This window comes from Pseudomonas baetica, from assembly GCF_002813455.1.
Lineage (GTDB): Bacteria > Pseudomonadota > Gammaproteobacteria > Pseudomonadales > Pseudomonadaceae > Aquipseudomonas > Aquipseudomonas baetica.
This window is the reverse complement of the sequence record NZ_PHHE01000001.1, coordinates 3,712,847-3,738,553: the sequence shown is the minus strand read 5'-3', so window position 1 is coordinate 3,738,553 and position 25,707 is coordinate 3,712,847. Positions and strand designations below refer to the sequence as shown.

The window sequence follows — 25,707 nt, the reverse complement described above, 5'->3', positions numbered from 1 at the left end:
GGGAGGGCTATTTCTGCTCTCGTAACAATTGAGCGGCGCGGACAGCAAAGTAAGTCAGGATGCCATCAGCGCCGGCACGTTTAAAGGCGGTCAGTGATTCGAGAATCACCGCCTCGCTCAACCAGCCATTCTGGATCGCCGCCATGTGCATGGCGTATTCGCCGCTAACCTGATAGACGAAGGTCGGCACCTTGAAGGCATCTTTTACCCGGAAAAGAATGTCCAGATACGGCATGCCCGGCTTGACCATGACCATGTCCGCGCCTTCAGACAAGTCGGCGCCGACTTCGTGCAGCGCTTCATCGCTGTTGGCCGGGTCCATCTGATAAGAAGCCTTGTTCGCCTTGCCGAGGTTCGAAGCCGAACCCACCGCATCGCGGAACGGCCCGTAATAGGCGCTGGCGTACTTGGCCGAGTAGGCCATGATCCGCACATTGACGTGACCGGCGATTTCCAGCGCTTCGCGGATCGCCTGAATGCGCCCGTCCATCATGTCCGACGGGGCAACGACCTGAGCGCCAGCCTCGGCGTGGGACAGCGCCTGGCGGACGAGTGCGTCGACGGTGATGTCGTTCTGCACGTAGCCATCTTCGTCGAGAATGCCGTCCTGACCGTGGGTGGTGAACGGGTCGAGCGCGACGTCGGTGATGACGCCCAGCTCCGGGAAGCGCTCACGCAGGGCGCGAGTGGCACGCTGGGCGATGCCTTCAGGGTTCCAGGCCTCGGCGGCGTCGAGGGATTTGCGTTCTGCGGGAGTGACCGGGAACAGCGCCAATGCCGGAATCCCCAGCTCGACCCAGTGCGCCGCTTCTTCAAGCAGCAGATCGATAGTCAAGCGCTCTACACCGGGCATCGAAGCAACAGCTTCGCGGCGGTTTTCACCGTCGAGCACGAATACCGGCAGGATCAGGTCATCGACTGTCAGCACATTTTCCCGCACCAGACGGCGCGAAAAATCGTCACGACGATTGCGGCGCAGGCGCGTGGCAGGGAACAGACGGTTGGCGGGGGTAAAGCTCACGGCGGACTCCTGAGCCCGCGCAAACGGGCGAGCGTGACAGTTATAGACGGCCATTATGACCAACAGATGACAGTTGTGTGAGACCTGTGTCACGTAGCCGCATTCCATTCTCAGTGTAGGAATTGTTCACGTCGAGACACATTTCGACACTTTCATGAATGTGTCCGAAGGGTTAGGCTGCGCGTTCATTTCGCCAGCACCCAGACAATGCTCCAACAATTTCTGCATGACTTCGGCTACTTTGCCTTGTTCCTCGGCACGTTCTTCGAAGGCGAAACCATCCTGGTGCTCGCGGGCTTCCTCGCGTTTCGTGGATACATGGATATCAACCTGGTGGTGGTCGTGGCGTTCTTCGGCAGCTATGCCGGCGATCAGTTGTGGTACTTCATGGGGCGCAAGCACGGGCGCAAATTGCTCGCACGCAAACCGCGCTGGCAACTAATGGGCGACCGGGCACTGGAGCACATTCGCAAGCATCCGGACATCTGGGTCCTGAGCTTCCGCTTCGTGTATGGCTTGCGCACGGTAATGCCGGTGGCGATCGGCCTGTCGGGTTATCCACCGGGACGTTACCTGCTGCTGAACGGCATTGGCGCCGCGATCTGGGCCACTGCGCTGGCCGCTGCCGCTTACCATTTCGGCGCGGTGCTGGAAGGCATGCTCGGCAGCATCAAGAAATACGAGTTGTGGGTACTCGGCGCGTTGCTGGTACTGGGCGTTGGCCTGTGGCTGCGCCGCCGCTTCAAGAATGCGCGTCTGGCGAAGCAGGTCTACGCCGACGAGCAAGCCGCAAAAGCCGCGCAGTTACATCAGGCCGAACAGGCCAAAGTCGTCGTCGCCCCTAAGACGCCAAACGAGTAATTCGCTGGCGAACGCCATACAGCCCGATACCACTGAGCAGGCTGTAACCGAGCAAGCCAGCCCATGCCACCGGGCTGGCCGGCCATAGCCCGACCACCGGCGCCAGCCACACCAGTGGCACATTCGATGCCAGCCGCAGCAGTTCCACCTTCAGCGCCCAAGGGCGATTCTCCAGGGTTACGCCCAACGCAAACAGACCGAACGCCACCGCACTCCAGCCGAGCACCAGCGCGGCGGTCGGCAGACCCTGCTCCAGATTCATCAGATAGCTGCCCAGCGCGATGTATACGCAGAACTGCGCCGCGACATACCACTGCTGACGACTATCGAGCACTACTTCGAACTTGCGGAACCGGCTCAGGTCCGGCTTGTTCATCGGGTGCTTCGCGGCGACGTCTGCCGGCCGCCAACCGGTGCGCATGAACCAGATCCGCAGCTTGTCCCATTTGCTTTGCGCACGGCGTGCGTCGTCCCATAGCTGCGCATAAAACTGCAGGTTGGCCCACAGCGGATTCCAGCTCGCCAGTGGCGTGGTCACGCCGAAAATCACTGGTTCGTTGTCGTCCTCTTCCTGGAACGTACCGAACAGCCGATCCCAAATAATGAACACCCCGCCGTAATTGCGATCCATGTAGAGAGCGTTCTGTGCATGGTGAGCCCGATGATTGGACGGCGTGACAAAGAACCACTCGAACCAGCCAAGCTTGGGGATGTGTTGGGTGTGCACCCAGAATTGATAAAGCAGATTCAGCGCCGCAACGCTGACGAACACCAGCAGCGGCACGCCGAGCACCGCCATCGGCAGGTAGAAGATCCAGCTCAGCAGAAAACCGGTGCTGGTCTGGCGCAACGCCGTCGAGAGGTTGTAGTCCTCGCTCTGGTGGTGCACCGAATGCGCCGCCCAGAGGATGTTGCGCTCATGACCCATGCGGTGCAGCCAGTAGTAGCAGAAGTCATAGAGGACGAAGGCAAACACCCAGACCCAGAGGCTTTGCGCCGGCAGCCTGAGCAACGCGAGATGTTCCAGGGCAAAGGCATAGGTCACCAGCCCGACGCCTTTGGTCAGCAGCCCGGTAGTCGTCGACAGTACGCCGGTGCTGATGCTGTTCACCGCATCGGCCAGGCGATAGTGGCTGACCCCGCGCCAACGGTCGGCGATCAGTTCGACGACGATCAGAACGAAGAAAAACGGCACCGCATACAGAATGAAGTTCATGACGTGTCCCAGGCCTGTCCCATGCAGCAGATCGTAGGCCTGCGGCGAATTTACCCTATGGCAACGCGCGACAATTTAGTGGACATTTAGCGCCATGAATCTGGAGAGAAACCCATGAGCAAAAAAGTTGCAGTGATCCTGTCCGGCAGTGGCGTGTACGACGGCGCCGAAATCCAGGAAAGCGTCATCACCCTGCTCCGCCTTGATCAACGCGGTGCGCAGGTACAGTGCTTCGCCCCGAACATCGCACAATTGCACGTGATCAATCACCTGACCGGCGAAGAAATGCCCGAGTCGCGCAACGTGCTGGTGGAGTCGGCGCGCATTGCCCGGGGCAACATAAAGGACATCCGCGACGCCGACGTCGAAGACTTCGATGCGCTGATCGTGCCGGGTGGTTTTGGCGCCGCGAAGAACCTGTCGAACTTCGCCATCGAAGGCGCTGGCTGCACCGTGCAGCCAGATGTTCTGGCCTTGGCCGAGGCCTTTGCCGAGGCGGGCAAACCGGTGGGACTGATCTGCATCTCGCCGGCACTCGCGGCGAAGATCTACGGCCCGGGCGTGATCTGCACCATCGGCAACGATGCCGACACCGCCACGGCGATGAACAAGATGGGCGCCACCCACGAAGACTGCGCGGTCAGCGACATCGTCGAAGACAAGGCGCGCAAACTGGTGACGACTCCGGCTTACATGCTGGCGCAAAACATCAGTGAAGCGGCTTCGGGGATCAATAAACTGGTCGACCGCGTGCTCGAACTGACCCACGAAAACGACGCCTGATTTCCTGGCCGAATACAAAACCAATGTGGGAGCGGGCTTGCTCGCGAAGACGTCAGGTCAGACAACTCTTCGTTGACTGACACACCGCCTTCGCGAGCAAGCCCGCTCCCACAAGGGCTTTTTGTAATTTTCAGGGTTTACGGGTCAGCCGTGTGAGGATCCGGTCCAGCGCATTGGCAAACGCCTGCTTCTCGCGATCACCAAATGGCGCCGGGCCGCCGCTCATCTGGCCCTGCTCACGCAGATCGGTGAACAGGTTGCGCACCGCCAGGCGCTCGCCCATGTTCTGCGCGTCGAACTCTTTGCCTCGCGGATCCAGCGCTGACACGCCCTTTTTCACCAGCCGATCGGCCAGCGGAATATCGCTGCAGATCACCAGTTCACCGGGCACGGCGTGCTCGACCAGATAATCGTCCGCTGCATCCGGGCCGCTTGGCACCACGATCAGTTTGACGATGGCCAGCCCCGGTTTGGTCTGCGGCTGCCCGGCCACCAGCACCACTTCGAACTGGCGCTTGAGCGCGAATTTCACCACCAGATCCTTCGCCGCCCGTGGGCAGGCGTCGGCATCGATCCATACACGCATTTTCAACCTCCAAAAAATTCGCGAGCAGGCTCGCTCCCACAGGATATAGCCATCCATGTGGGAGCGAGCCTGCTCGCGATTATGAGCGCAGCGAATGCCTTTAAGCCGCGACCCGCTTCTTCTCAGCCAACCGACTACGGCTATACAGCACGATGATCGCCACAATCGCCACTGCCTGCGCCGTCAGCGAATAGGCATCGGCATGAATGCCCAGCCAGTCGAAATCAAAGAACGCCACCGGCCGCGTGCCGAAGATCCCGGCTTCCTGCAACGCCTTCACGCCATGCCCGGCAAACACCACCGACAGCGCACACAGCAGCGCGGCGTTGATGCTGAAGAACAGCGTCAGCGGCAGTTTCGCCGAACCGCGCAGGATGACCCACGCCAGACCGACCAGCAGCACCAGCGCCGTCGCGCCGCCTGCCAGCACCGCGTTGTGTCCGGCTGGACCGGCCTGCAACCACAGGGTTTCGTAGAACAGGATCACTTCGAACAACTCGCGATACACCGAGAAGAACGCCAGGATCGCGAAGCCAAAACGCCCGCCACCGCCGACCAGACTGCTCTTGATGTAATCCTGCCAGGCCGCTGCGTGGCGACGATCGTGCATCCACACACCGAGCCACAACACCATCACACTGGCGAACAGCGCCGTAGCGCCTTCGAGCAGTTCACGCTGCGAACCGCTGACATCGATCACATACGCCGCCAGCGCCCAGGTCGCCAGGCCGGCCAGCAGCGCCAGCCCCCAACCGACGTTGACGCTGCGCACCGCCGATTGCTGACCGGTGTTGCGCAGGAACGCGAGGATTGCCGCCAGCACCAGAATCGCTTCCAGGCCTTCGCGCAGCAGAATCAGCAGGCCCGAGATAAAGCTCAGCGACCAGCTCAAGCCATCACTGCCGAGCAGACCGGCGGATTCCTTGAGTTTGGCCTTGGCCGCATCCAGACGCTGCTCGGCCTGGGCCACCGGTAAGCCGTCCTGCAACGACTGCCGATAAGCCATCAGGGATTTTTCCGTGTCTTTGCGCACATTGGCGTCGACGTTATCCAGCGAGCTCTCTACCAGTTCAAAGCCTTCCAGATACGCCGCCACCGACAGGTCGTAGGCCTGATCGTGTTCGCCTGCACGGTAGGCCGCGAGGCTCTTGTCCAGGGTCGCGGCGGTGTAGTCGAGCAACTGCGCCGGGCCGCGCTTGACCTGCGGCGGTTGCGCACGCTGGGCGCGGAACGTCGCGGCGGCTTGCGGGCCTTCGGCCATTTGCACTTCGGCCGGAGTCTGGCGGGCCAGATCGGCGATGTTGTAAGTCTGCTCGGACTTGGCGGCCGAGGCATCGGCGCTGAGCCCGGCGACATAAGTGGCCATGTCCCAACGCTGGCGATCATCCAGTTGATCGGCAAAGGACGGCATGTCGGTGCCTTCGACGCCTTGACCGAGGGTGCTGTAGATCGCGTAGAGGCTCAGGTGATCCAGACGCGCAGCATCGCGCAGGTTGGCGGGTGGCGGCGTCAGGCCGACGCCGGCCGGGCCATCGCCAGCGCCCGTGTCACCGTGGCACACCGAGCAGTGCTGGGCGAAGAGTGGCGCGGCTCGCGCCGGATCCGGGGTGATGATCGGCGCCTGGCTGACTTCATAGGCCACAGCCAGTTTCGCCCCCAGTTGCCGGGCCTGACGGGCAACTTCCGCGCCGTCCTGTCGGGCGGTGACCGCCGTGCGCAAGGCGACCACACCCTGCTCCAGTCCGGCCTTTTCCGGTTTGGCTGGCAAATCCGCGATCAGCCCCTGCAACACCTGAATGAACTCCAGTTGCTCGCGGTATTCGGAGTCGTCGACGACCTTGCCCGCTTCCACAGTCGGCGGGTAGTCGGCACTGATGTAATCGAGCATGTGCAGCGCTTGCGGCGCGCCTTCGACCGCATCGGCCAGCAGGTTCGAGCAACTCAGGGCGCACAACGGGAACAACAGCCAGGCCAGAAAACGGGACGGCGCAGTCATGAACGAATCTCAATTGGTAATACGAAGTAACACATTGTTCACTTCCAGTGAGATTCCCTCAAGCTTTGTCGGCGCGGCGGTCGTTTTTTCAGTGTAACGGTGCCGCCGATGCTCGGTAGTGTCCCTGCATGAACTGGACGAACGCCCGCACCGTGAAGGCGACATGCCGAGACAAACAGCCCCTATACTGCCTCACCTCCCGCCCTTGCCGTTCAAGGAAGAACCTGACTCCATGCGCCGTTGCCTGCCGTTTTGCATCTTGTTCAGCGCCATCATTCAGGTGAGCGGTTGCGCCGCTTACCGCGATTACGATGCAGAGATGCAGCAGACCATCGATCAGATGGCGGCGGGCAACCTCAACGAAGCGCTCTATCTGATGGAGCTGAATAATCCCTGGGAAGACAAGGATCTGCTGTATTACCTGGAAAGAGGCGCCATTCTCAGTGCCGGCACGGCCCTGCCAAAAAGTCAGGAAGCCTGGCGCACGGCTGACCGGATGATTGTCCAGCGCGAAGAAGCCGATCCCTCCGCAGGCATGAAGCTGCTGGCCCGGTTCGGCAATGAAATGGGCACCATGCTGGTCAACGACAAGCTGTTGCGCTACGAAGGTTACGATTACGAAAAAGTCATGCTGACCACAGAGATGGCCCTCAACCAACTGGCGGAAAGCGATTTCGACGGTGCTCGTGCCGACATCAAGAAGACCCACGAGCGCGAAACCCTGATTGCCCGCCAGCGGGAGCGACAATACGAAGAGGCTCAAGAGCAGGCCAAAAGTCAGGGAGTCACCCTGCACTACAAGGATCTGCAAGGCTATCCGGTCACCGTCCTCGACGCCCCGCAAGTGATTGAACTGAAGAACGGCTACCAGAGTGCGTTCAGCCATTACCTGGCAGGTTTCACCTATGAGGCTTTGGGCGAACGCACGCTCGCGGCACCGGGTTATCGCCAGGCCATTGAGTTGCGCCCAGGCGTACCGTTTCTCGAGAAAGCCTTGCGCAATCTGGACAAGCCGGCGCCCGCCGCCGATGAAAGCGAAGTCCTAGTCGTTGTCCAGGCCGGTTTTGCTCCGGCGCGCAGTTCGGTGCAAGTACCCATCCCGGTGCGGCTGAACGAAAACCTGACGATTGTCGCGCCGATCTCGTTTCCGGTGATGGTGCCCGACACCCTCACACCGCCTGTACCGAGTGTGCTCGTCGACGGAAAACAATACCCGTTGACGATGATCAACAGCGTTACTGACATGGCCATGCGCACCTTGCGCGATGACATGCCGGCGATCATCTCGCGCGCCATGTTCCGCGCCAACATGGCCGCCATCAGTCAGGCTCAAAAGAATGAACGCGATCCGGCCAAGGCTTCGCTGGTGGTTACTGAACACGATCCTTTCGAAGAAGCGGATACGCGCACCTGGCGCACCCTGCCGGACAAAACCCTGGTCGCCCGGCTTCGCCTGAAAAAAGGCCTGCATCGCGTGAGCTTCCCATACTTGCGTGCAGCGGACGGGTTCACCGTGCGTGTCGACCAGAACCATCAGGTGTTCAACCTGCGGGTATTCATGGGCATGAACCACTACGTGGGGTCTGCGCTGGTGCTACCCGAAGTATCAGAGCCTGCTGCCGTTGGCAGTCCCGGGCGGTAATGGCACCTAACTAACTGGTGCAATTAAAAAGCTATTACATAGCCATCAGCCCCCGCTTATAATGCCGCGCCCTCGCTATCGCGATGCGGCATAAAAGCTCCTCTGGTTATGAGGAATTGGCAGGAGGCCAGCGCCACTGTCGATGGGTCACACCAGCCCGACCAGCATCCGCGGCTGTAGTTACTCCAGGGAAGAAGTACCCCCCATGGCATTCCGCGCCCCCACTCTGATTGCGCTCAGCGCCGTCACTCTGCTGTCCGGTTGTTCGGCGTTTCGCAACTACGATTCCGAATTGGCCCAGACCAACCAGCAACTGGCTTCCGGCAACGTCGATGCCGCGCTGACCCTGCTGGAAAAGAACAACACCGGCCCCGACAAAGACCTGCTCTATTACTTCGAGAAAGGTGAACTGCTGCGCGCCAAGGGCGACCTGTCTGGCAGCCAGAACGCCTGGACCAGCGCCGACCAGGTGGTCGGTCAGTGGGAAGATGCGGTCAAACTCGACACCGGCAAGTACCTGGCCCAGTTCGGTAGCTTCATCGTTAACGACAAAGTCCGCCGCTACGAAGGCTACGACTACGAAAAGGTCATGCTGACCACGCAGATGGCCCTCAATCTGCTGGCGGTCAACGACTTCGACGGCGCGCGCACGGCGATCAAGAAGACTCACGAACGTGAAGCGGTAATTGCCGACCTGCGCGACAAGGAGTACCTCAAGAGCGAGGAAGAGGCCGAGAAAGAAGGCATCAAGACTCAGTACAAAGACCTGCAGGGTTATCCGGTCGCCAGCCTCGACGCGCCGGAAGTGGTCGGTCTGAAGAACAGCTACCAGAGTGCGTTCAGCCATTACCTGGCCGGTTTCGTCTATGAAGCCCTCGGCGAAAAAGATCTGGCTGCACCGGGCTACCGCAAGGCCGCCGAACTGCGCCCGAACACGCCGCTGCTGGAACAGGCGCTGGTCAACCTCGACAAGCCGACCAAGAGCGATGACAGCGACATCCTGATCGTGGTGCAAAGCGGCCTGGCGCCGTCGCGCGATTCGATCCGCGTACCGTTGCCATTGCCGATCTCCAACAACGTGGTGATCACCCCGCTGTCGTTCCCGATCATCAAGCCGGACACCTCCACCGCGCCGTTCGCGCAGATCGGTGTCGACGGCCAGCAAGTCAATCTGACCGCCCTCAACAGCACCACTGCCATGTCCCGCCGCGCCCTGCGCGACGACATGCCGGGGATTATCTTGCGCACCACCGTGCGCGCGATCAGCAAAGGCGTGGCGCAGAAGCAGATTAACGAAACCAACCCACTGGCCGGTCTGGCCGTGGGTATCTCTTCAGCTGTGCTCGAAGGTGCCGATACCCGTACGTGGCGCACCCTGCCGGACAACACCCAGGTGGTGCGTCTGCGCTTGAAGAAAGGTGAACACCAAGTCACCCTGCCGAGCGCCGTGGGCGGTTCGGTGGTCAAGGTCACCGTCGATCAGCGTTATCAGGTGATCAGCCTGCGTGCCGTGGGCAATCAGGTGTTTGCTGGCGGTCTCGCCGCCCACGTGATCCCGAGCGCCGCTGCGACCAACGTCGCCAGCCTCAAACAACCTTAAGAACGGAGTCTTTGCATGCGCTTCAAACTCATCGCCGTCGCCGCCCTCGCCTTGTTGGCCAGCGGCTGCGCCACCCCGCCACCTCCTGAGCCGGGCAGCGCCGCGAGCAAAGTCGTGGCCATGGGCCCGCAAAAGCACATCGTCGTCGGCGCCATGCGCGTCGCTCGCGAAAACGGCTTCATGACGGTCAACGTGCAGTTGAGCAACACCCTCAACAGCAACAAGATTTTCTACTACCGCTTCGCCTGGCTTGGCCCGGAAGGTTTCCCGGTCGCCGAAGAAGAGGTCTGGAAAAGCCAGATGATGTACGGCGCGCAGACCAGCTTCGTCCAGGCTATCGCCCCGACGCCGAAAGCCGTGGATTTCCGTCTGGAAATCAAGACGCCTTAAGTCCGCCTCCCCTATTCCTGTTTTAGAGAGCACTGTCATGTTTGTACGCTTTTCCTGCATCGCCGTTATCGCCCTGCTCGCTTCCGGTTGCGCCAACACCTCGCCGACCCTGGGCAGCAAGAACATCAGCTACGGCGACACCAAGGCCGTTGAAACCGTCACCAACGAATTCGGTTCGACCGACCTGCAAATGATCGCCGAGTCGATGACCCGCTCCCTGGCCCAGTCCGGCATTCTGCAGGGCCGCCCGGTGGTTCAGGTCTACGACGTGAAGAACAAGACCAGCGAGTACATCGATACCCGCGAAATCACCACCAGCATCAAGACTCAGCTGATGAAAACCGGTGTTGCCCGCTTCGCCAGCGACAACAACGCGATGCAAAGCCAGGTTGACCAGCTCAAGCTGCAAAACCAGAGCGGTCTGTACAAGAAGAGCACCGTGGCCAAGACCGGCAACATGGTGGCTGCCAAGTACCGCATCGAAGGCTCGATCAGCTCGATCGTCAAGCGCAGCAGCGATTACAAGGACGTCTTCTACAAATTCAGCCTGCAATTGATCGACGTTGAAAGCGGTCTGGCCGAGTGGATGGACGAAAAAGAGATTCGCAAAACCACGGAGCGTTAATCGATGCGTGCATGGATTGGCATGATGGCCCTGGCTTGCGCGTTCGGCGCGCAAGCGGCCCCGAAAGTCGCGGTGACGGATCTGGCGTATCAGGAGCGTGTGGAGCAATACATCCACATCGTTTCGGCGCAGAGCAACCACCGCGAGAGTTACTACAGCGCCAGCGGTTCTTCGAGCTACAACGAGATCGAAGCCACCACCAGTTACATCGAACAGGGCGAACTGCGCAAATTCACCGGCGACATCAAGGGTGAAATTCTGCGCACCGGCATGTTCCAGCTGGTGCAAGGCACGCCGTACACCGCGTCGTCCAAGGGTGATGTCTACGACGTGATCAAGCGCATCAAGGCCGGCAACTTCAAGGGCGCCGACTATGTGCTGTTCGGCACCGTGTCGGACATCGACTTCACCCAAGACGTGAACGACCTGGCGCACACCGACAGCTATTCGGCGGTGCTGGGCCTGACGCTGGTGGCGGATTTCAGCCTGATCAACACCAAGACCTTCGAAATCACCTCGGCCTTCACGGCGATGGGTGAAGCGCAGGACACCAAACTGGTGAACGGCCGTGACATCAAGATCTCGCTGAACCGCCCACGGGTGGTGCGCGAGGTGTCGAAGGCGCTGGGCGAGGACGTCGCCGGGCAGCTGAGCCAGCAGCTCGGTGGTGGCAGTTACGAGCAGCCGCGCGAAGCGCCGCAACGCAACAATCTGCCGCGTGATACCGCGCCGGTAATCCTGCACTAAGCATCGTTCTCACGCTCTGCGTGGGAATGCCGCGAATAAAAAAGGCGACCTCATCAGGTCGCCTTTTTTGTGCCCGCGCGCTTTACGCCGCTGCTTTACGCAACGTCGCCATGAACGCCGCGGCGCCGATGAACAGCCCGGCAAACGTACGGTTCATGCGTTTCTGCTGCGTTGGCGTGCGCAGCAAGCGAAGCACTTTCGACGCCAGACCGGTGTAGCCGGCCATGACGATCAGGTCGACGCAGATCATGGTCGCGCCGATCACCAGATACTGGATCAGCAGCGGCGCGTGAGGATTGATGAACTGCGGCAGCACCGCCAGCATGAACACCAATGCCTTGGGGTTGCTGATGTTCACCAGAAAACCGCGGAACACCAGCGCCAGCGGCTTGCCGATCGGCCGCACCGCCGCGTCATCGCTCATGTCCATGGGCAGGGCGCGCCATTGCTTGATCGCCAGATACACCAGATACGCCACACCGAACCATTTGATCGCGTGGAACGCGGTGGCCGAAGCAGTGAGAATTGCGCCGACACCGGCGCCGACAATCGCAATCTGCACGGCCAGGCCGATTTGCAGGCCCAGGGCATTCCAGTAGCCGCGCCAGAAACCGTATTGCAGACCGCTGGACATCGACGCAATGGCGCCGGCGCCCGGGGAAAGACTGATCACCCAGCAGGCGGCGAAAAACGCCAGCCATGTTTGTAGCTCCATCGCACACCTCGGCTCATGCTCGTGACAAATGCCTAAGCTAATGCGGGTTTGAATGGATGACTACCAGTTTTTTGCTAAATATTGCGGGAAGCTGAGGGCCCCTTCGCGAGCAGGCTCGCTCCCACATTTGATCGCGGTCTACTGTGGGAGCGAGCCTGCTCGCGAAGGCGTCGGAACAGACGACATAGAAATTACTTCTCGAAGCCGCTCGACGGGAACACATCAGTCCCACGCCAACGCCGTACCGAACGCTGGAAGAACAAGCTGTTCGGCACCTGCACCATCGCGCTGCCGGTGCCCAGTTCTTCAGCCTCGATCAACGTGGTGTAGAGCAGATTGATCGCCACCACCCGACCTTTGACGCCGGGTTTATCCGTGGTGTCCACCAGTTCGACCACATCACCCAAACGAAACGGCCCGACAGTGAAAATCAGAATCGCGCAGAGCAGATTCGACAGCACGCTCCACATCGCGAAGAACGCCACCGCCGCCACCGCGACAAAACCCGAGAGTGCCGTCCACAACACTGTGGCCGACACGCCGAGGCGCTCCAGGACGAAAATCACCGCACTGCCCATGATCAGCCAGCGCAGCACGCCACGCAGCGGCATCAACAGCTGCGGCGGGAACGGGTAGCGCTCACCCAGACGGGTCAGGCATTTGGCGACAAAGCGCTGGGCAATGTAACCGGCCAGCAGAATCAGCAGAATCTGCACGCCGAGCCAGATCGGCTCGACCCACATCGCTGGCAGCGGCAGCTTGAACGCTTCCATCAGGACAGCGCCTCCAGCTCCGCCTGCATGCTTTCCAGCGTCTCCAGGGCTTCCATCCACGCTTCTTCAAGCTCGGCTTCGCGCACTTTCAGCCTGGCTTGTTCAGCCAGCAGATCACGCAATTCGTTCTTGCGTGCCGGCTCGTAGATGTCGCTGTCGCCGAGGCTGGCATCGACCTTGGCGAGTTTCTCGTGGAGCTTGCCCAGTTCGGCTTCAAGCTTATCGGCTTCACGCTTGTGCGGCGCCAGTTGCTGACGCAACGCAGCAGCAGCCTGACGCTGGGCTTTCTTGTCGGTCTTGTCCGGGTTTACCGGAGTATTGCTGACCGGCGCATTGCGCTGACGGTATTCCACCAGCCAGCGCGCGTAGTCTTCGAGATCGCCATCGAACTCTTCGACCTTGCCGTCGGCCACCAGGTAGAAGTTATCGGTGGTGCTCTTGAGCAGATGACGATCGTGGGAAACCACCAGCACCGCGCCGCTGAATTCCTGCAGCGCCATAGTCAGCGCCAGGCGCATTTCCAGGTCGAGGTGGTTGGTCGGTTCGTCGAGCAGCAACAGGTTCGGCCGTTCCCAAGCGATCAACGCCAGGGCCAGACGGGCCTTTTCGCCGCCGGAGAAATTCAGTACCGGCTCATCAAGCCGCGCACCGCGGAAGTCGAAACCACCGAGGAAGTCACGCAGGGTCTGCTCACGCTCGGTCGGCGCCAGGCGCTGCAAGTGCAGCAACGGGCTGGCCTTGGAGTCCAGTGAGTCGAGTTGATGCTGAGCGAAGTAGCCGACCACGGTATTCTCGCCACGGGTCAGACGCCCGGCCAGCGGTTGCAACTCACCGGCGAGGTTCTTGATCAGCGTCGATTTACCCGCGCCGTTGGGCCCGAGCAGACCGATCCGCGCGCCAGGGGTCAGTTGCAGCTTGACCTTCTCCAGCACGGTGCGGTCGCCGTAGCCCAGGTTCGCATCGGACAGATCGATCAGCGTGCTGGAGATCTTGGTCGACTCGCGGAACACGAAGTCAAACGGCGAATCGACGTGGGCTGCCGACAGCTCCTCCATCCGCTCCAGTGCCTTGATCCGGCTCTGCGCCTGACGGGCCTTGGTGGCCTGGGCCTTGAAGCGGGCGATGTAGCTTTCCATGTGCGCACGCTGCGCCTGCTGCTTCTCGTAGGCCTGTTGCTGCTGGGCCAGACGCTCGGCACGGGCACGCTCGAACGCGGTGTAGCCGCCACGGTAGAGGGTGATTTTGCGCTGATCGACGTGGGCCACATGGTCGACGACTTCATCGAGGAAATCGCGGTCGTGGGAAATCAGCAGTAGGGTACCCGGGTAGCTTTTGAGCCACTCTTCGAGCCAGATGATGGCGTCGAGGTCCAAGTGGTTGGTCGGTTCGTCGAGCAGCAACAAGTCCGATGGGCACATCAGGGCCTGCGCCAGGTTCAGGCGCATCCGCCAGCCACCGGAGAAATCGCCGACCTGACGATCCATCTGTTCGTTGGTGAACCCCAGGCCAGCCAGCAATTTGCGGGCGCGGGCGTCGGCGGTGTAGCCGTCGGCGCTGTCGAGTTCGGCGTGCAGGCGGGCCAGAGCGACACCGTCATGGGCCGCTTCGGCTGCGGCGAGATCACGCTGCACCTCACGTAGACGCAGGTCGCCATCGAGCACATAGTCGACCGCCAGGCGCTCGAGGGTGTCGACCTCCTGGCGCATGTGCGCGATTCGCCAGTCGGCCGGCAGCAGGCAATCGCCCGAATCCGGGTGCAACTCGCCGCGCAGCAAGGCAAACAGGCTGGATTTGCCGGCGCCGTTGGCACCGATGAGGCCAGCTTTGTGGCCGGCGTGCAGGGTCAGCTCGGCGTCTTCTAGCAGACGTTGCGGGCCACGCTGTAAAGTCAGGTTCTGAAGTCGGATCATAATGGCGGCGGAGTCTACCAGCTTCGCTCACAACTGGCGCGAGTAGCACGATGTCCTCTGACCTGTGGAGCTTTTCCCTTGCCACCTACGCCCGTCCGGGCGTGGAAGACGCCTGCCTGCAACTGCAAACGGCAGGGGCCAATGTGTGCCTGCTGTTGTGCGGTTTATGGCTGGAACAACGTGGTGTGGCCTGCGATCAACAGCGCGTGCAGCCGCTTCAGGCATTGACCGAGTCATGGGATATCGAGGTTGTGCAACCGTTGCGAACGTTGCGCATGCAATGGAAAACCCGGGCGGTTGATGATCCAGTGTTGAAAGGCATGCGTGAGCAAGTCAAAGCGCTGGAGCTTGAAGCCGAGCGCGCGTTGTTGTCGCGACTGGAGGGTGTTGCTCAGGTGTGGGAGCGAAATGAAGCCGGGGCGGAGATCTGGCTGGAGGCGTTGGCCGGTCCGGCGGACAGCCTGAGCCGCGACGCGCTGCAAGTGCTGCGCGTCGCGGCAACCGGCACTTAGGAGGCGCTGGTTGGATTGTTGCTGACGCTCGATGAAGCGGCTGGCGTTGGCGCAGTCGTGGTGGTCGAGGTGGAAGCGGCTGGCGCAGAGGCTGCTGGCGAAGCCGGGGTTGCCGGTGCGGCAGGCTTGGCAGTTGGAGCAGTCGCCGGTTTGGCTGCGGCAGGTTTAGCCGCCACCGGTTTTTTCGCAACTGGTTTGGCGGCTGGCTTGGCAGCCGGCTTAGCCGCAGCTGGCTTGGCGGCGGCTTTCACTGCAGGCTTGGCGGCTGGTTTCGCAGCAGGTTTTGCAGCGGGTTTTACTGCAACTTTAGCAGCCGGTTTCGCTGCAACTTTGGCGGCAACAGGTTTGGCGGGCGCCTTGGCTGCAGGTTTTGCAGCGGCAGTTTTGGACGCAGTTCTGGCAGCCGGTTTAGCGGCCGGTTTGGCTGCTGCGGTTTTCGCCGGAGTTGCTTTGGTCGCAGCTGTTTTTGTGACTGGTTTGGCAGCAGCAGGTTTAGCGGCCGCAGGTTTCGCAGCAGTGGTTTTAGCCGCAGGTTTCGCAGCGCTCGCCGCAGCCGGTTTTTTCGCCGCCGGTTTTGCCGCCGCTTTCACCGGAGCTTTGGCAGCGACTTTTGCAGCAGGTTTTGCGCTGGCTTTTACAGCTGGTCTGGCAGCCGCAGTTTTCGCCGGTGCCTTGCTTGCAGCAGGCTTGGCTGCCGCTTTCTTAGCTGGCGCAGCAGCAGGTTTGGCCGAACGCGAGGACAACACTTTGCCCACTGCTTCTTGCACGCGGCCCACGCCCTGGGCCAATTTCAGACTTTCCTGAGCATCGCGCTTGAGTTGCAGAATGTAGCTGCGGGTATCGGACTGACGATCCTTCAGGGCATCGAGCAGGTCTTCGAGTTCTTTCACTGCGCCTTTGGCTTTGGTCTGCGCCTTGGCCTTACCGGCGGCAGCTGCGTCCTGCAATTTGGTGCGGGATTTGTGCAGTTTTTCTTGCGCCTTGCCGCGTTGCTTTTCCAGTTTGGCGAGCAGTTTTTCAGCATCAGCCAAGGCTTGGGAGCAAGCGTTTTCCAGATGCTCGAGCAAGCTGCCCGAGAGTTGTTGGAGTAAGTGCAACGGAGTGTTTACAGGCTTCTTGGTGGCCGACATGGTTTACCTCCTGGCTGACGTGAGTGCGGCTCATACTAGACCTCTGCTGCTACCGCCGCTAGGTCATCTTGACAGTATCAATTGCGTTGCGTTGCACCGAACTGAAAATGTTCTGCATGAAGTCAAAAGCAGTTCACCGTTGCAGACGTTCACGCTGGCATAATCCACCGCACCTCAGGACGGAGAGTGCCGATGTCGCGCTACTTTTTTTTATCCCTCTGCATGATTTTTTCAGTTACCCACGCAGACGAAAAAACCACGGCGAATGACGCTCATGATCTGGCCTACAGCCTCGGTGCAAGCCTGGGCGAACGGCTGCGTCAGGAAGTCCCGCAATTGCAGATTCAGGCATTGATCGATGGGTTGCAGCAGGCTTATCAAGGCAAGCCGCTGGCGCTGAGCGAAGCGCGCATTGAGCAGATTCTGGCCGATCACGAATCACAGAATGCCGAACACAATGCGCAGCCTTCGAGCGATGCCGCGATGGAAAACGAGCAGCGTTTCCTGACGGCGGAAAAAGCCCGACCGGGCGTGAAGGAACTGGCCGACGGCATCTTGCTGACCGAGCTGACGCCAGGCACTGGCGCGAAAGCCGGTCCCGATGGACAAGTCCAGGTGTTGTATATCGGGCGCCTGCCGGATGGCACCGTGTTCGACCAGAACAGTCAGCCGCAGTGGTTCAACCTCGACAGCGTAATCGCGGGTTGGCGCACCGCGTTGCAAAACATGCCGGTGGGTGCGAAATGGCGACTGGTGATTCCATCCGATCAGGCCTATGGCGCAGACGGTGCCGGCGACCTGATCGCGCCGTTCACACCGCTGGTTTTTGAAGTCGAATTGCGTGGTGCGACGAGCTGATCGGGCAAAAAAAAACGGTGCGCCTGAGCGCACCGTTTTTTGTTCAAAGCGTCAGTCAGACCTGAACTGAATCTTCTTCCTTGTGTGCCGTGTGCAGCACTTCAATCAAGCAGTCTTCCAGTTCGAATCGTTCGTGAAGCAGGCCGCCAAGCTCCTTGAATTTCTCCGCGACGCATTTGCCTTCATCGCAAAGGTCGTTGAACGCGAGAAGCTTTTCGGTGATGACATCGATGCGCGGATAGATCGTCTCGGCGAGCTCCAAGCCACGCTTGTCGTTGAACGCCTTGGCCTCACCGGTCAGCTGTTCGTAGATTTCGAAGTGCCCGGCCGAGACGTAATCGACCAGCACACCGCAGAACTCCTGCAAGGGCTTGCGGTTCTCGGACAACGTCTGAGGCTCCGCGCCGAGTTTGTCGTAGGCACCGATCAGATCTTCACGCTCTTGCAACCAGCGGTCGATCAGCAGATGAACCCCACCCCAACGTTCCTGAGCATTCTGACAACTTTCGAGCATGGCAATCTCTCTTCCCTTGTGGGTCATGCTGCTCTACACCCGCGTCCCGCTTTTGGTTTTGGCCTGGGGGACGGTCGGGCAGAGCGTCATCGAGCAACATAAATCCAATGACACGTGCGGGCCAGATTATGCCCGCACGCTTATGGCTTCAAGGTACGCAGGAGTAAAAGTTCATACAAGTGTTTAATCCTCGACCAGCACCCGGTGCGACGCTTCGCCGCTGAGCGGTCGTTGCAGAGCGCTCCAGACCAGACGCAGCAATTGATAAACCGCAAAAATCGACATCGCGACAAAGAACAGCAGGCTCCACTCCGGGATGCTCAAATCGAACAGCGTCCAGGAGATCTCAACGCAGTCGGCACTGCCTTTAAACATCCGCGCGGTCGCGCACAGCCAGGGCAGGCTGCTGAACAAGGCTTCGGAGTCCGGAGCACAGCTGGCCAGTTGCGACAATGTATCGCCCTGAAGCAACACCTGCCGCCAGGCCGCCGTGGTGCCTCCCAGGCTCGCGCCAAAGGCTGCGACCCAGTACACCGACAGACCGACACGCCCGGGACCATGCACCGCAGCCAGCCCGCAGCAGACCGTCAGCAACACCATGAAAAACCGCTGCACCAGACACAGGCTGCACGGTGTCAGCCCGATCGCGTATTCAAGATAATAGGAAGCTCCCAGGGCCAGAGCCCCTGCGGTGAAAGCCATGAAAAACAAGGAGCGTGAGCAGGCCAACGACATGGCTTATCCGTAACAGTAGAGACAGACAGTTACGGTAGAGGAAAGCGTGTCAGCCTTTCAAGGCGAGTGCCTGCCGACACTTCACCAGAGGTGTAGGGAAATCCCGACAGGTTGACGAGGAATCGGTGTAGCCCCTTGTAGGACTTTGTCCGAGCCGCTGAAAATGGGTAAATATTCGCTCGCGAAACAGATACGAGGGAGCGAACTCCCTCGTCGTTTCACACGTTAGCCGGTGCCGGCAAAGGCGCGGCAAGCAGGCGTTCATCCAGCAAGCCCAGGCCTTCCTGGAACAGTTGGTTGCTGCGCCCTGTGTCGCCGAGTTGCGCAAGCAGGCGTGCCAGTTCTGCACAGGCCTCCGGATTACGCTGCACACGCAGGCTGCTTTCAAGATAGTCGCGAGCCTTGCCCCACAGACTCGATTGCAGACATAACCGACCCAGAGTCAACAGCAAGCTCGGATCGCCCGGATGATCCTTGAGCCAACCTTCAGCAGTTTGCAGTTGACGCGCCGGATCGCTGCCACGCACCAGACCGTAAAGCCGCGCCAGATGACTGTCGTACTTGCGCTTGAGGGCCGTGCGCAGCACCTCCTCTGCTTCGACCTGAGCACCCAGCTGACGCAGTTGCTCGGCGTAAGCCAGTACCAGTGGCGGTTCCTGACGCTGCGCCGAGGTCAACTGCTGCCAGGCGCGATTGAGTGACTGCAGACCCACCGTGCCGTCCTCCTCACGTTGTGCTGCCAGCGACAGGTTTTCGCCCCAGGCACGGCGCTCCAGCTCCGCCAGTTCGGTGGGCGGCAGGACTTTGTCCTTGCGCAGTTCCGGCAGCAGGCGAATCACCGCCGACCATTCGCCGCGCTGCTGATACAGACGCTGCAACTGACGCAGCGTCTGTACGTTGTGTGGATGGCGCTCGTGCATTGCCTGCAAGGTCACCAGCGCACCGTCGGTGTCGCCACGATCGGTCTGCAACTGTGCGTGGCTCAAGGCAATCGCCAGTTCCGCTTGGGGCTGACGCTCCAGAGCGCGCTCAAGCAGACGATCGGACTCCTCGTAATTGCCTTGCTCGTTCGCCGCGCGGGCAGCGCCGAGGTAATACAGCAGCGGTTGGCGTTCGGCTTCAGCGGCTCGATACAGATGACGCTGGGCGCTGGCCCAGCGACCTTCGGCCAGATCCAGTTGACCGTGCTCGATCGCCACCTGCACACGACGGCTGCGGTTACGCCGGGACCATGGATTGACCACGCCACTGGACGTCATGACCAACTCGACCAGGGCCTTGATGCCCCAGATCAACAACCACAACACCGCGATCAGCGCCAACGTCGCCCACAGACTCGACTCGTAACGGAAGCTCTTGTAAGCGACCAGCACGTAACCGGAATGCTCGGCAATCGCCAGGCCCAGCGCCGCCGTCGCCGCGATCACCAGAAACACGATCACATAGAGGCGTTTCATGGCGTGGCCTCCTGCGCGGTGCTGGCGGCAGGCTTGGCGAAGGGTTTCACCGACTCTTGGGCGTTGACGTTACGCCGCTCGAGATAAGCCTGGACCGCACTCAGGGTGCCGGTCAGATCCGGCGTATTAACGGTGACCGGCTCCTTGCTCAGCTCGCCAACCTGTTCCAGCATCACTTTGCTTTGCGCATTGTCCGGATTGAAGTTGCCTTTGAGAACGTCGCGCGCCTCGGCCAGTGCCTGGGTGTACACCGGCGCCTGACCATTGAGGGCTGCCCACTGCGCCTGCTCCAGCGCCAGGCTCAGGGCCAGACGCACCTGACTCAGACTTTGCCCGGCCAACAGCGGCTTCACATTCTTGTCTGCGTCGAAATCGATACGGATGTAGCGCGAGACCTTATCCCACCACTGCGCCCAGCGACTGGCGCCATCACCATCGGCGGTCAGGCCGAGCAGCGATTCACCGCGATCCTTGTACTCCGGCGCCAGCTCGGTGAGGTCGATGACCTGATCACGCAGCGCCCCCAGACGCAGGAACAACCCGGTGCGATCTGGCTGCTCGGTGCTGCGCAACGCGACCAGGGTTTTGGCCACTTGCTCACGGGCAGCAAACGAACCGGGATCGTTCTGTTCACGGAGGATTTCGTCAGCACCCTGCACCAGGGCCTGAGCACTGCTGATGTCCTGCAACGCCGACAGACGCAGGCTGGCAAGCCGCAGCAGGTGCTCGGCCTCGGCCAGACGCCAATCCTTGCGGCTGGCGCCAAGGACGGTTTCCAGACGCTGATTGAGGCGTTGCTGATCGCCTTGAAGCTGCGCGACCAGACGCTGGCGCTCGGCGAGTTCGTCGGCACCTGGCAACTGCGCAAGGCGCTCGGTCAGGCGCTGTTCGTTGAGTTTCAGACTCTGCGCCTGATCGTTCAACGCCTGAACCTGACCCGACTGTTGCTGAGTATTGGTTTGCAGGTGACGCACCTGCCAGACTCCCCAGCCACCGATCGCGACACCGGCAGCGCCGAGCAACAGGGCGACGATGGCCAGGCCATTGCCTCGGCGTGGCTCTTTGGCCGGCGGTGGAGTTTCAACCGGCGCATCAATCACTGGTTGGACGTCATCTTTTGGCAAGGCTGTTTCGCTCACGTATCCATCCTTTGCATTAGAGAACGGGCACGGGATGCTCCCGTAACGCCGTCAGCAAAGCCGCGGCACTCGCGCCGCGGCAATCCACAACTGTTTGGGCCCCGGCGGCACGTGCCAGCTCGGCGACCCTTGGGCTTGGAACAAACAACGGCAACCGCGCAATCGTCGGCCAGCCATCGCCGGCCATCTGGCGCAAGTGCTCGAAACCCTGTCCACTGCTGACCACCAGCCCGTTCAAGCGTTCCGCTTCGATCCGCCGCGGCAGTGTTTGCGGCGCATAGGCTGGCAGGTCACGTCGATACAATTCCAGATACTCGACACTAGCACCTAGCTCGCGCAGGCGCTCGGCGAGCAACTCACGACCACCCTCGCCGCGCAGAATCAACACCTGCGCACCGGGCCGGGTCACGGCCTCACGCAGACGCGGCAATTGCAGCAATGCTTCGCTGTCATCGCCATCGACCGGGAAGCTCACGTCGAGGCCGTGATCCTTGAGAATCTGCGCCGTCGCCGCACCGACGCTGAACCATGGCATCGCCGGTGACTGCGGCCCATAGGCATCGAGCAGTTGCAGCGCAATACGCGCTGCCGGTTTGCTGACCACGATCACCGCGCTGCAACCCGACAATTGCCCTATCGCCCGGGCGATCTTCTCAGAAACCGGTAACGGCGCAATTTCCAAAAGCGGCAGGCAACTGCTAAAAATCCCCTGCCCGGCCAGGTTTTCGGCGAGCGCCGCACAGTCATCCGCAGGGCGCGTCAGCAGCAGGCGCCAGGCAGTCACTCGTGACCTGCCTCGCCGTAAACTGCCTTGAGAATTTCCTCCGCGCCCTGGCCAAGCAAGTCTTCGGCGACCTTCACCCCCAACGCTTCGGCATCGCCGCGTGGTGCCCGGGCTTCGGCGCTGATCAGCCTGCCGCCACTCGGCTCGCCCACCAGACCTCGCAGCCACAATTGCTCGCCTTCGAGCACGGCATAGCAGGCGATCGGCACTTGGCAGCCGCCATTCAAATGCTTGTTGAGGGCGCGTTCAGCGGTGACGCGCGAGGAGGTATCGGCATGGTGCAACGGCGCCAGCAAGGCGTGGATTTCTGTGTCGACGCTGCGACATTCGATACCGACTGCACCTTGACCGCCGGCCGGCAGACTGTCGTCGACGCTGATGGCCGAAGTGATACGGTCTTCGAAACCGAGACGGATCAAACCGGCCGCGGCGAGGATGATCGCGTCGTACTCACCGGCATCAAGCTTGGCCAGACGGGTGTTGACGTTGCCGCGCAGAAAGCGGATTTGCAGATCAGGACGGCGGGTCAACAACTGCGCCTGACGACGCAGGCTGGAAGTGCCGACGATGCTGCCGGCCGGCAACGCCTCAAGGCTTGCGTAGGTATTGGAAACGAAGGCATCACGCGGGTCTTCGCGCTCGCAGATGCAGAACAGACCGAGGCCTTCGGGGAAGTCCATCGGCACGTCTTTCATCGAGTGCACGGCGATATCAGCTTCGTTTTCCAGCAGCGCGGTTTCCAGTTCCTTGACGAACAGGCCCTTGCCGCCGATTTTCGACAGCGGTGAATCAAGCAACTTGTCGCCGCGACTGACCATGGGCACCAGCGTCACCAGCAGATCCGGATGGGCCGCTTCCAGACGGGCTTTGACGTATTCGGCCTGCCAGAGGGCCAGCGCACTTTTACGGGTGGCGATGCGGATTTCGCGAGAGGACATGGATCAATCCGTACTGAATAGATACGGCGGATAATAACAGCTCAGCCAAATCCACTTTGACTTGAATCAGAACGGCGTGGCCTCCCTGGCCTGCAACGCCTGGTAACGAGAAGTGAAAACCACCCGGAATGACCGGGTTAAAGGCCCTGCATCATTTTGCGCACACCCGCCACATGCCGGCGGCTGACAATCAGCGCGTCACCATTGAGTCCTTTGAGGAACAGCTGGAAATGCCCCAGCGGTGTGCGTTGCAGGCGCTCGATGCGGTCGCGGGCGACCAGCGCGTTGCGGTGGATACGTACGAAGCGCTCGCCGAATTCGTCTTCGAGGGCCTTGAGCGGTTCGTCCAGCAGCACTTCACCGGCCTCGTGGCGCAGGGTCACGTATTTGTGGTCGGCGATAAAGTAGACCACCTGATCCAGCGGGATCAGTTCGATGCCTTTGCGGGTGCGGGCACTGATGTGACTGCGCGGGCCGGTGCCGCTTTCGGCAGCGGGACGGGTCAGGGCCGAGAGTTGCGCCCGATTGGGGCGTTCAGCCTTTCTCAAGGCGTCATGCAGATGTTCGGTTCGCACGGGTTTCACCACATAGCCCACGGCGCTGGCCTGCAGGGCTTCCACGGCAAATTCATCGGGGCTGGTGCAAAACACCACGGCGGGCGGCGTTTCGCGTTCGCACAGTCGGGCAGCAACCTGCAGGCCATCGAGGCCCGGCATGCGGATATCGAGCAGCACGATATCCGGCTTGTGGCTGTCGATCAGTGCCAACGCCTCTTCGCCATTCGTGGCGCTGGGCTCCAGGACTGTATAACCCTCGAGCTCGCTCACCATTCGGCTGAGGCGCTCGCGAGCCAGTGGTTCGTCATCAACGATCAGGACATTCATATTGCGCTGGATTCCTGCGTGAGTCTCGCACAAGGATAGCGTAGACAGGTGAAGTGACGTCCGTCACCGCGATCCACGCTAAGACTAGCCCGAGCGCCAAAAAGTGCCGTACGTCGGCCAGCAATATTTGCCAGTGCCCGGGTCGTACTGCTCGATGCCCGCTGTTTCCTGCGCTTTGCGCGGTGTTTGCCCAAGGACAATACACCCACCCCCTCTTCTTATAGTCGGCAGCCAGACCTTTGCGCGATCTGACTTGCGCCAACCCTTATGTCCAACTGTAGACGCTCGTCGGGCCGATATTGCTCAATCGAAAAATATCGTTGCGCAAATTCCCGGGAGAACGCGCCGACTATGCATGACGCGATGAGAAAAAAACGTATCGACCGGTGTCAGCGACAGGATTGGCAACCCTGTTATTATCCGCGCCAGCGTTTCACGCCTTTTTTCTTCAAGCCGATACGAGCGAATTCATGAGCACTGACAAGACCAATCAGTCCTGGGGCGGCCGCTTCAGTGAACCCGTCGACGCCTTCGTCGCCCGCTTCACCGCCTCCGTCACTTTCGACCAGCGCCTGTATCGCCACGACATCATGGGCTCGATCGCCCACGCCACCATGCTGGCCAAGGTCGGCGTGCTGACCGATGCCGAGCGCGACACCATCATCGATGGCCTGAAGACCATTCAGGGCGAAATCGAGGCCGGCCAGTTCGACTGGCGCATCGACCTCGAAGACGTGCACATGAACATCGAAGCGCGCCTGACCGACCGCATCGGTGTCACCGGCAAAAAGCTGCACACAGGGCGTAGCCGTAACGACCAGGTGGCCACTGATATCCGCCTGTGGCTGCGTGACGAGATCGACCTGATCCTGGCCGAGATCACCCGCCTGCAGAAAGGCCTGCTGGAGCAAGCCGAGCGCGAAGCCGCCAGCATCATGCCGGGCTTCACGCACTTGCAGACCGCGCAGCCAGTGACGTTCGGGCACCACATGCTGGCTTGGTTCGAAATGCTCAGCCGCGACTACGAACGTCTGGTCGACTGCCGCAAGCGCACCAACCGCATGCCGCTGGGCAGCGCCGCACTCGCTGGCACCACCTACCCGATCGACCGCGAATACACCGCGCAACTGCTGGGCTTCGATGCCGTGGGCGGCAACTCGCTGGACAACGTTTCCGATCGCGACTTCGCCATCGAATTCTGCTCGGCCGCGAGCATCGCGATGATGCACCTGTCGCGTTTCTCCGAAGAGCTGGTGCTGTGGACCAGCGCGCAATTCCAGTTCATCGATCTGCCGGATCGCTTCTGCACCGGCAGCTCGATCATGCCGCAAAAGAAAAACCCCGACGTGCCTGAGCTGGTGCGCGGCAAGACCGGCCGTGTATTCGGCGCGCTGATGGGCCTGCTGACCCTGATGAAAGGCCAGCCGCTGGCCTACAACAAGGACAACCAGGAAGATAAAGAGCCGCTGTTCGACGCCGCTGACACCCTGCGTGATTCACTGCGTGCGTTCGCCGACATGATCCCGGCGATCAAGCCGAAACACGCGATCATGCGTGAAGCGGCCCTGCGCGGTTTCTCCACCGCGACTGACCTGGCGGATTATCTGGTGCGTCGTGGTCTGCCGTTCCGTGACTGCCACGAAATCGTTGGCCACGCGGTGAAGTACGGCGTGGACACTGGCAAGGATCTGGCGGAAATGAGCCTGGAAGAACTGCGTCAGTTCAGCGACCAGATCGAACAGGACGTGTTTGCCGTACTGACCCTGGAAGGCTCGGTGAATGCCCGTGACCATATCGGCGGAACTGCGCCGGCGCAGGTCAGGGCAGCGGTCGTTCGCGGTCAGGCGCTGATCGCCAGCCGCTAACAGCAAAAGCTTCGCGAGCAAGCCCG

At 60.9% G+C, this 25,707-nt stretch carries 25 protein-coding genes; 10 read left to right on the top strand and 15 right to left on the bottom strand.

Annotated features, from left to right (window positions below; genetic code table 11):
- Nucleotides 1-7: 7 nt before the first annotated feature.
- On the bottom strand, nt 8-1,021 hold the full coding sequence (hemB, locus tag ATI02_RS17040) for a porphobilinogen synthase (protein WP_095186874.1): 1,014 nt from the start codon (nt 1,019-1,021) through the stop codon (nt 8-10).
- Nucleotides 1,022-1,228: 207 nt separating this feature from the next.
- Between hemB and ATI02_RS17035 the strand changes: the two genes are divergently transcribed.
- On the top strand, nt 1,229-1,882 hold the full coding sequence (locus tag ATI02_RS17035) for a DedA family protein (protein WP_095186873.1): 654 nt from the start codon (nt 1,229-1,231) through the stop codon (nt 1,880-1,882).
- On the opposite strand, the gene ATI02_RS17030 is transcribed toward ATI02_RS17035, so the two are convergent.
- Nucleotides 1,863-3,098: a sterol desaturase family protein gene (locus ATI02_RS17030; RefSeq protein WP_100846869.1), complete on the bottom strand. Its 1,236-nt coding sequence runs from the start codon at nt 3,096-3,098 to the stop codon at nt 1,863-1,865. The two genes, ATI02_RS17035 and ATI02_RS17030, sit on opposite strands and share 20 nt — an antisense overlap.
- A 114-nt stretch (nt 3,099-3,212) precedes the next feature.
- Here ATI02_RS17030 and elbB point away from each other — a divergent pair, with 114 nt between their 5' ends.
- Nucleotides 3,213-3,881, top strand: a complete 669-nt coding sequence (elbB, locus tag ATI02_RS17025) for an isoprenoid biosynthesis glyoxalase ElbB (protein WP_095186871.1) — start codon at nt 3,213-3,215, stop codon at nt 3,879-3,881.
- Between the two features lie 130 nt (nt 3,882-4,011).
- Here elbB and ATI02_RS17020 read toward each other — a convergent pair whose 3' ends face one another.
- Nucleotides 4,012-4,467: a YaiI/YqxD family protein gene (locus ATI02_RS17020; RefSeq protein WP_095186870.1), complete on the bottom strand. Its 456-nt coding sequence runs from the start codon at nt 4,465-4,467 to the stop codon at nt 4,012-4,014.
- 100 nt (nt 4,468-4,567) lie between these two features.
- On the bottom strand, nt 4,568-6,463 hold the full coding sequence (locus ATI02_RS17015; RefSeq protein ID WP_100846868.1) for a cytochrome c/FTR1 family iron permease: 1,896 nt from the start codon (nt 6,461-6,463) through the stop codon (nt 4,568-4,570).
- Between the two features lie 232 nt (nt 6,464-6,695).
- Here ATI02_RS17015 and ATI02_RS17010 point away from each other — a divergent pair, with 232 nt between their 5' ends.
- From ATI02_RS17010 to ATI02_RS16990, 5 genes are all read left to right on the top strand, one after another.
- On the top strand, nt 6,696-8,105 hold the full coding sequence (locus ATI02_RS17010) for a COG3014 family protein (RefSeq protein WP_100846867.1): 1,410 nt from the start codon (nt 6,696-6,698) through the stop codon (nt 8,103-8,105).
- A 205-nt stretch (nt 8,106-8,310) separates the two neighbouring features.
- On the top strand, nt 8,311-9,705 hold the full coding sequence (locus tag ATI02_RS17005; protein WP_095186867.1) for a COG3014 family protein: 1,395 nt from the start codon (nt 8,311-8,313) through the stop codon (nt 9,703-9,705).
- Nucleotides 9,706-9,720: 15 nt separating this feature from the next.
- Entirely contained in the window at nt 9,721-10,095 is a 375-nt protein-coding gene (locus ATI02_RS17000) for a YcfL family putative periplasmic lipoprotein (RefSeq protein WP_100846866.1), read from the top strand.
- A 37-nt stretch (nt 10,096-10,132) separates the two neighbouring features.
- A complete protein-coding gene (gene lpoB, locus ATI02_RS16995) occupies nt 10,133-10,720 on the top strand; it encodes a penicillin-binding protein activator LpoB (RefSeq protein WP_007911129.1) in 588 nt (195 codons plus the stop codon).
- A 3-nt stretch (nt 10,721-10,723) separates the two neighbouring features.
- Entirely contained in the window at nt 10,724-11,467 is a 744-nt protein-coding gene (locus ATI02_RS16990) for a penicillin-binding protein activator LpoB (protein ID WP_100846865.1), read from the top strand.
- A gap of 82 nt (nt 11,468-11,549) precedes the next feature.
- Here ATI02_RS16990 and ATI02_RS16985 read toward each other — a convergent pair whose 3' ends face one another.
- The 3 genes from ATI02_RS16985 to ATI02_RS16975 form a co-directional block, all read right to left on the bottom strand.
- Nucleotides 11,550-12,182, bottom strand: coding sequence for a LysE family transporter (locus tag ATI02_RS16985; RefSeq protein ID WP_095187975.1), 633 nt, complete (start codon nt 12,180-12,182; stop codon nt 11,550-11,552).
- A gap of 191 nt (nt 12,183-12,373) precedes the next feature.
- A complete protein-coding gene (locus ATI02_RS16980; protein WP_095187974.1) occupies nt 12,374-12,955 on the bottom strand; it encodes a mechanosensitive ion channel family protein in 582 nt (193 codons plus the stop codon).
- Complete coding sequence (locus tag ATI02_RS16975; RefSeq protein WP_100846864.1) at nt 12,955-14,865, bottom strand: ATP-binding cassette domain-containing protein; 1,911 nt, start codon at nt 14,863-14,865, stop codon at nt 12,955-12,957. The genes ATI02_RS16980 and ATI02_RS16975 overlap by 1 nt, the downstream gene beginning before the upstream one ends.
- Before the next feature lie 50 nt (nt 14,866-14,915).
- Between ATI02_RS16975 and ATI02_RS16970 the strand changes: the two genes are divergently transcribed.
- Nucleotides 14,916-15,377: a TIGR02444 family protein gene (locus ATI02_RS16970; protein WP_100846863.1), complete on the top strand. Its 462-nt coding sequence runs from the start codon at nt 14,916-14,918 to the stop codon at nt 15,375-15,377.
- Here the strand turns inward: ATI02_RS16970 and ATI02_RS16965 are convergent.
- Entirely contained in the window at nt 15,374-16,507 is a 1,134-nt protein-coding gene (locus ATI02_RS16965) for an AlgP family protein (RefSeq protein WP_100846862.1), read from the bottom strand. The genes ATI02_RS16970 and ATI02_RS16965 overlap by 4 nt on opposite strands.
- Before the next feature lie 192 nt (nt 16,508-16,699).
- Here ATI02_RS16965 and ATI02_RS16960 point away from each other — a divergent pair, with 192 nt between their 5' ends.
- Nucleotides 16,700-17,365, top strand: coding sequence for an FKBP-type peptidyl-prolyl cis-trans isomerase (locus ATI02_RS16960; RefSeq protein ID WP_095187969.1), 666 nt, complete (start codon nt 16,700-16,702; stop codon nt 17,363-17,365).
- A gap of 55 nt (nt 17,366-17,420) precedes the next feature.
- Here the strand turns inward: ATI02_RS16960 and rsd are convergent, their stop codons facing one another.
- From rsd to ATI02_RS16925, 7 genes are all read right to left on the bottom strand, one after another.
- Nucleotides 17,421-17,879 carry a sigma D regulator gene (rsd, locus tag ATI02_RS16955; RefSeq protein ID WP_095187968.1) on the bottom strand — a complete coding sequence of 153 codons (459 nt, stop codon included), beginning with the start codon at nt 17,877-17,879 and terminating at the stop codon, nt 17,421-17,423.
- A 183-nt stretch (nt 17,880-18,062) separates the two neighbouring features.
- On the bottom strand, nt 18,063-18,614 hold the full coding sequence (locus ATI02_RS16950; RefSeq protein ID WP_095187967.1) for a disulfide bond formation protein B: 552 nt from the start codon (nt 18,612-18,614) through the stop codon (nt 18,063-18,065).
- A 218-nt stretch (nt 18,615-18,832) separates the two neighbouring features.
- Complete coding sequence (locus ATI02_RS16945) at nt 18,833-20,071, bottom strand: heme biosynthesis protein HemY (RefSeq protein ID WP_095187966.1); 1,239 nt, start codon at nt 20,069-20,071, stop codon at nt 18,833-18,835.
- Nucleotides 20,068-21,210 (bottom strand): uroporphyrinogen-III C-methyltransferase, encoded by a 1,143-nt coding sequence (locus tag ATI02_RS16940; protein WP_100846861.1) that lies wholly within the window; start codon nt 21,208-21,210, stop codon nt 20,068-20,070. The genes ATI02_RS16945 and ATI02_RS16940 overlap by 4 nt, the downstream gene beginning before the upstream one ends.
- A gap of 16 nt (nt 21,211-21,226) precedes the next feature.
- Nucleotides 21,227-21,994, bottom strand: a complete 768-nt coding sequence (locus ATI02_RS16935; RefSeq protein WP_100846860.1) for a uroporphyrinogen-III synthase — start codon at nt 21,992-21,994, stop codon at nt 21,227-21,229.
- Nucleotides 21,991-22,932, bottom strand: coding sequence for a hydroxymethylbilane synthase (gene hemC, locus ATI02_RS16930; protein WP_100846859.1), 942 nt, complete (start codon nt 22,930-22,932; stop codon nt 21,991-21,993). Before hemC ends, ATI02_RS16935 begins: the two co-directional genes overlap by 4 nt.
- 137 nt (nt 22,933-23,069) lie before the next feature.
- On the bottom strand, nt 23,070-23,816 hold the full coding sequence (locus tag ATI02_RS16925; RefSeq protein ID WP_095187962.1) for a LytR/AlgR family response regulator transcription factor: 747 nt from the start codon (nt 23,814-23,816) through the stop codon (nt 23,070-23,072).
- Nucleotides 23,817-24,286: 470 nt separating this feature from the next.
- Between ATI02_RS16925 and argH the strand changes: the two genes are divergently transcribed.
- Complete coding sequence (argH, locus tag ATI02_RS16915) at nt 24,287-25,681, top strand: argininosuccinate lyase (protein WP_100846858.1); 1,395 nt, start codon at nt 24,287-24,289, stop codon at nt 25,679-25,681.
- The last annotated feature ends 26 nt before the right edge of the window (nt 25,682-25,707 follow it).

Bases quoted from the DNA above. Each gene is read 5' to 3' on its own strand.
- ATI02_RS17035 (WP_095186873.1), top strand. From the start codon at position 1,229: ATGCTCCAACAATTTCTGCATGACTTCGGCTACTTTGCCTTGTTCCTC.
- ATI02_RS17030 (WP_100846869.1), bottom strand. From the start codon at position 3,098: ATGAACTTCATTCTGTATGCGGTGCCGTTTTTCTTCGTTCTGATCGTC.
- elbB (WP_095186871.1), top strand. From the start codon at position 3,213: ATGAGCAAAAAAGTTGCAGTGATCCTGTCCGGCAGTGGCGTGTACGAC.
- ATI02_RS17020 (WP_095186870.1), bottom strand. From the start codon at position 4,467: ATGCGTGTATGGATCGATGCCGACGCCTGCCCACGGGCGGCGAAGGAT.
- ATI02_RS17015 (WP_100846868.1), bottom strand. From the start codon at position 6,463: ATGACTGCGCCGTCCCGTTTTCTGGCCTGGCTGTTGTTCCCGTTGTGC.
- ATI02_RS17010 (WP_100846867.1), top strand. From the start codon at position 6,696: ATGCGCCGTTGCCTGCCGTTTTGCATCTTGTTCAGCGCCATCATTCAG.
- ATI02_RS17005 (WP_095186867.1), top strand. From the start codon at position 8,311: ATGGCATTCCGCGCCCCCACTCTGATTGCGCTCAGCGCCGTCACTCTG.
- ATI02_RS17000 (WP_100846866.1), top strand. From the start codon at position 9,721: ATGCGCTTCAAACTCATCGCCGTCGCCGCCCTCGCCTTGTTGGCCAGC.
- lpoB (WP_007911129.1), top strand. From the start codon at position 10,133: ATGTTTGTACGCTTTTCCTGCATCGCCGTTATCGCCCTGCTCGCTTCC.
- ATI02_RS16990 (WP_100846865.1), top strand. From the start codon at position 10,724: ATGCGTGCATGGATTGGCATGATGGCCCTGGCTTGCGCGTTCGGCGCG.
- ATI02_RS16985 (WP_095187975.1), bottom strand. From the start codon at position 12,182: ATGGAGCTACAAACATGGCTGGCGTTTTTCGCCGCCTGCTGGGTGATC.
- ATI02_RS16980 (WP_095187974.1), bottom strand. From the start codon at position 12,955: ATGGAAGCGTTCAAGCTGCCGCTGCCAGCGATGTGGGTCGAGCCGATC.
- ATI02_RS16975 (WP_100846864.1), bottom strand. From the start codon at position 14,865: ATGATCCGACTTCAGAACCTGACTTTACAGCGTGGCCCGCAACGTCTG.
- ATI02_RS16970 (WP_100846863.1), top strand. From the start codon at position 14,916: ATGTCCTCTGACCTGTGGAGCTTTTCCCTTGCCACCTACGCCCGTCCG.
- ATI02_RS16965 (WP_100846862.1), bottom strand. From the start codon at position 16,507: ATGTCGGCCACCAAGAAGCCTGTAAACACTCCGTTGCACTTACTCCAA.
- ATI02_RS16960 (WP_095187969.1), top strand. From the start codon at position 16,700: ATGTCGCGCTACTTTTTTTTATCCCTCTGCATGATTTTTTCAGTTACC.
- rsd (WP_095187968.1), bottom strand. From the start codon at position 17,879: ATGCTCGAAAGTTGTCAGAATGCTCAGGAACGTTGGGGTGGGGTTCAT.
- ATI02_RS16950 (WP_095187967.1), bottom strand. From the start codon at position 18,614: ATGTCGTTGGCCTGCTCACGCTCCTTGTTTTTCATGGCTTTCACCGCA.
- ATI02_RS16945 (WP_095187966.1), bottom strand. From the start codon at position 20,071: ATGAAACGCCTCTATGTGATCGTGTTTCTGGTGATCGCGGCGACGGCG.
- hemC (WP_100846859.1), bottom strand. From the start codon at position 22,932: ATGTCCTCTCGCGAAATCCGCATCGCCACCCGTAAAAGTGCGCTGGCC.
- ATI02_RS16925 (WP_095187962.1), bottom strand. From the start codon at position 23,816: ATGAATGTCCTGATCGTTGATGACGAACCACTGGCTCGCGAGCGCCTC.
- argH (WP_100846858.1), top strand. From the start codon at position 24,287: ATGAGCACTGACAAGACCAATCAGTCCTGGGGCGGCCGCTTCAGTGAA.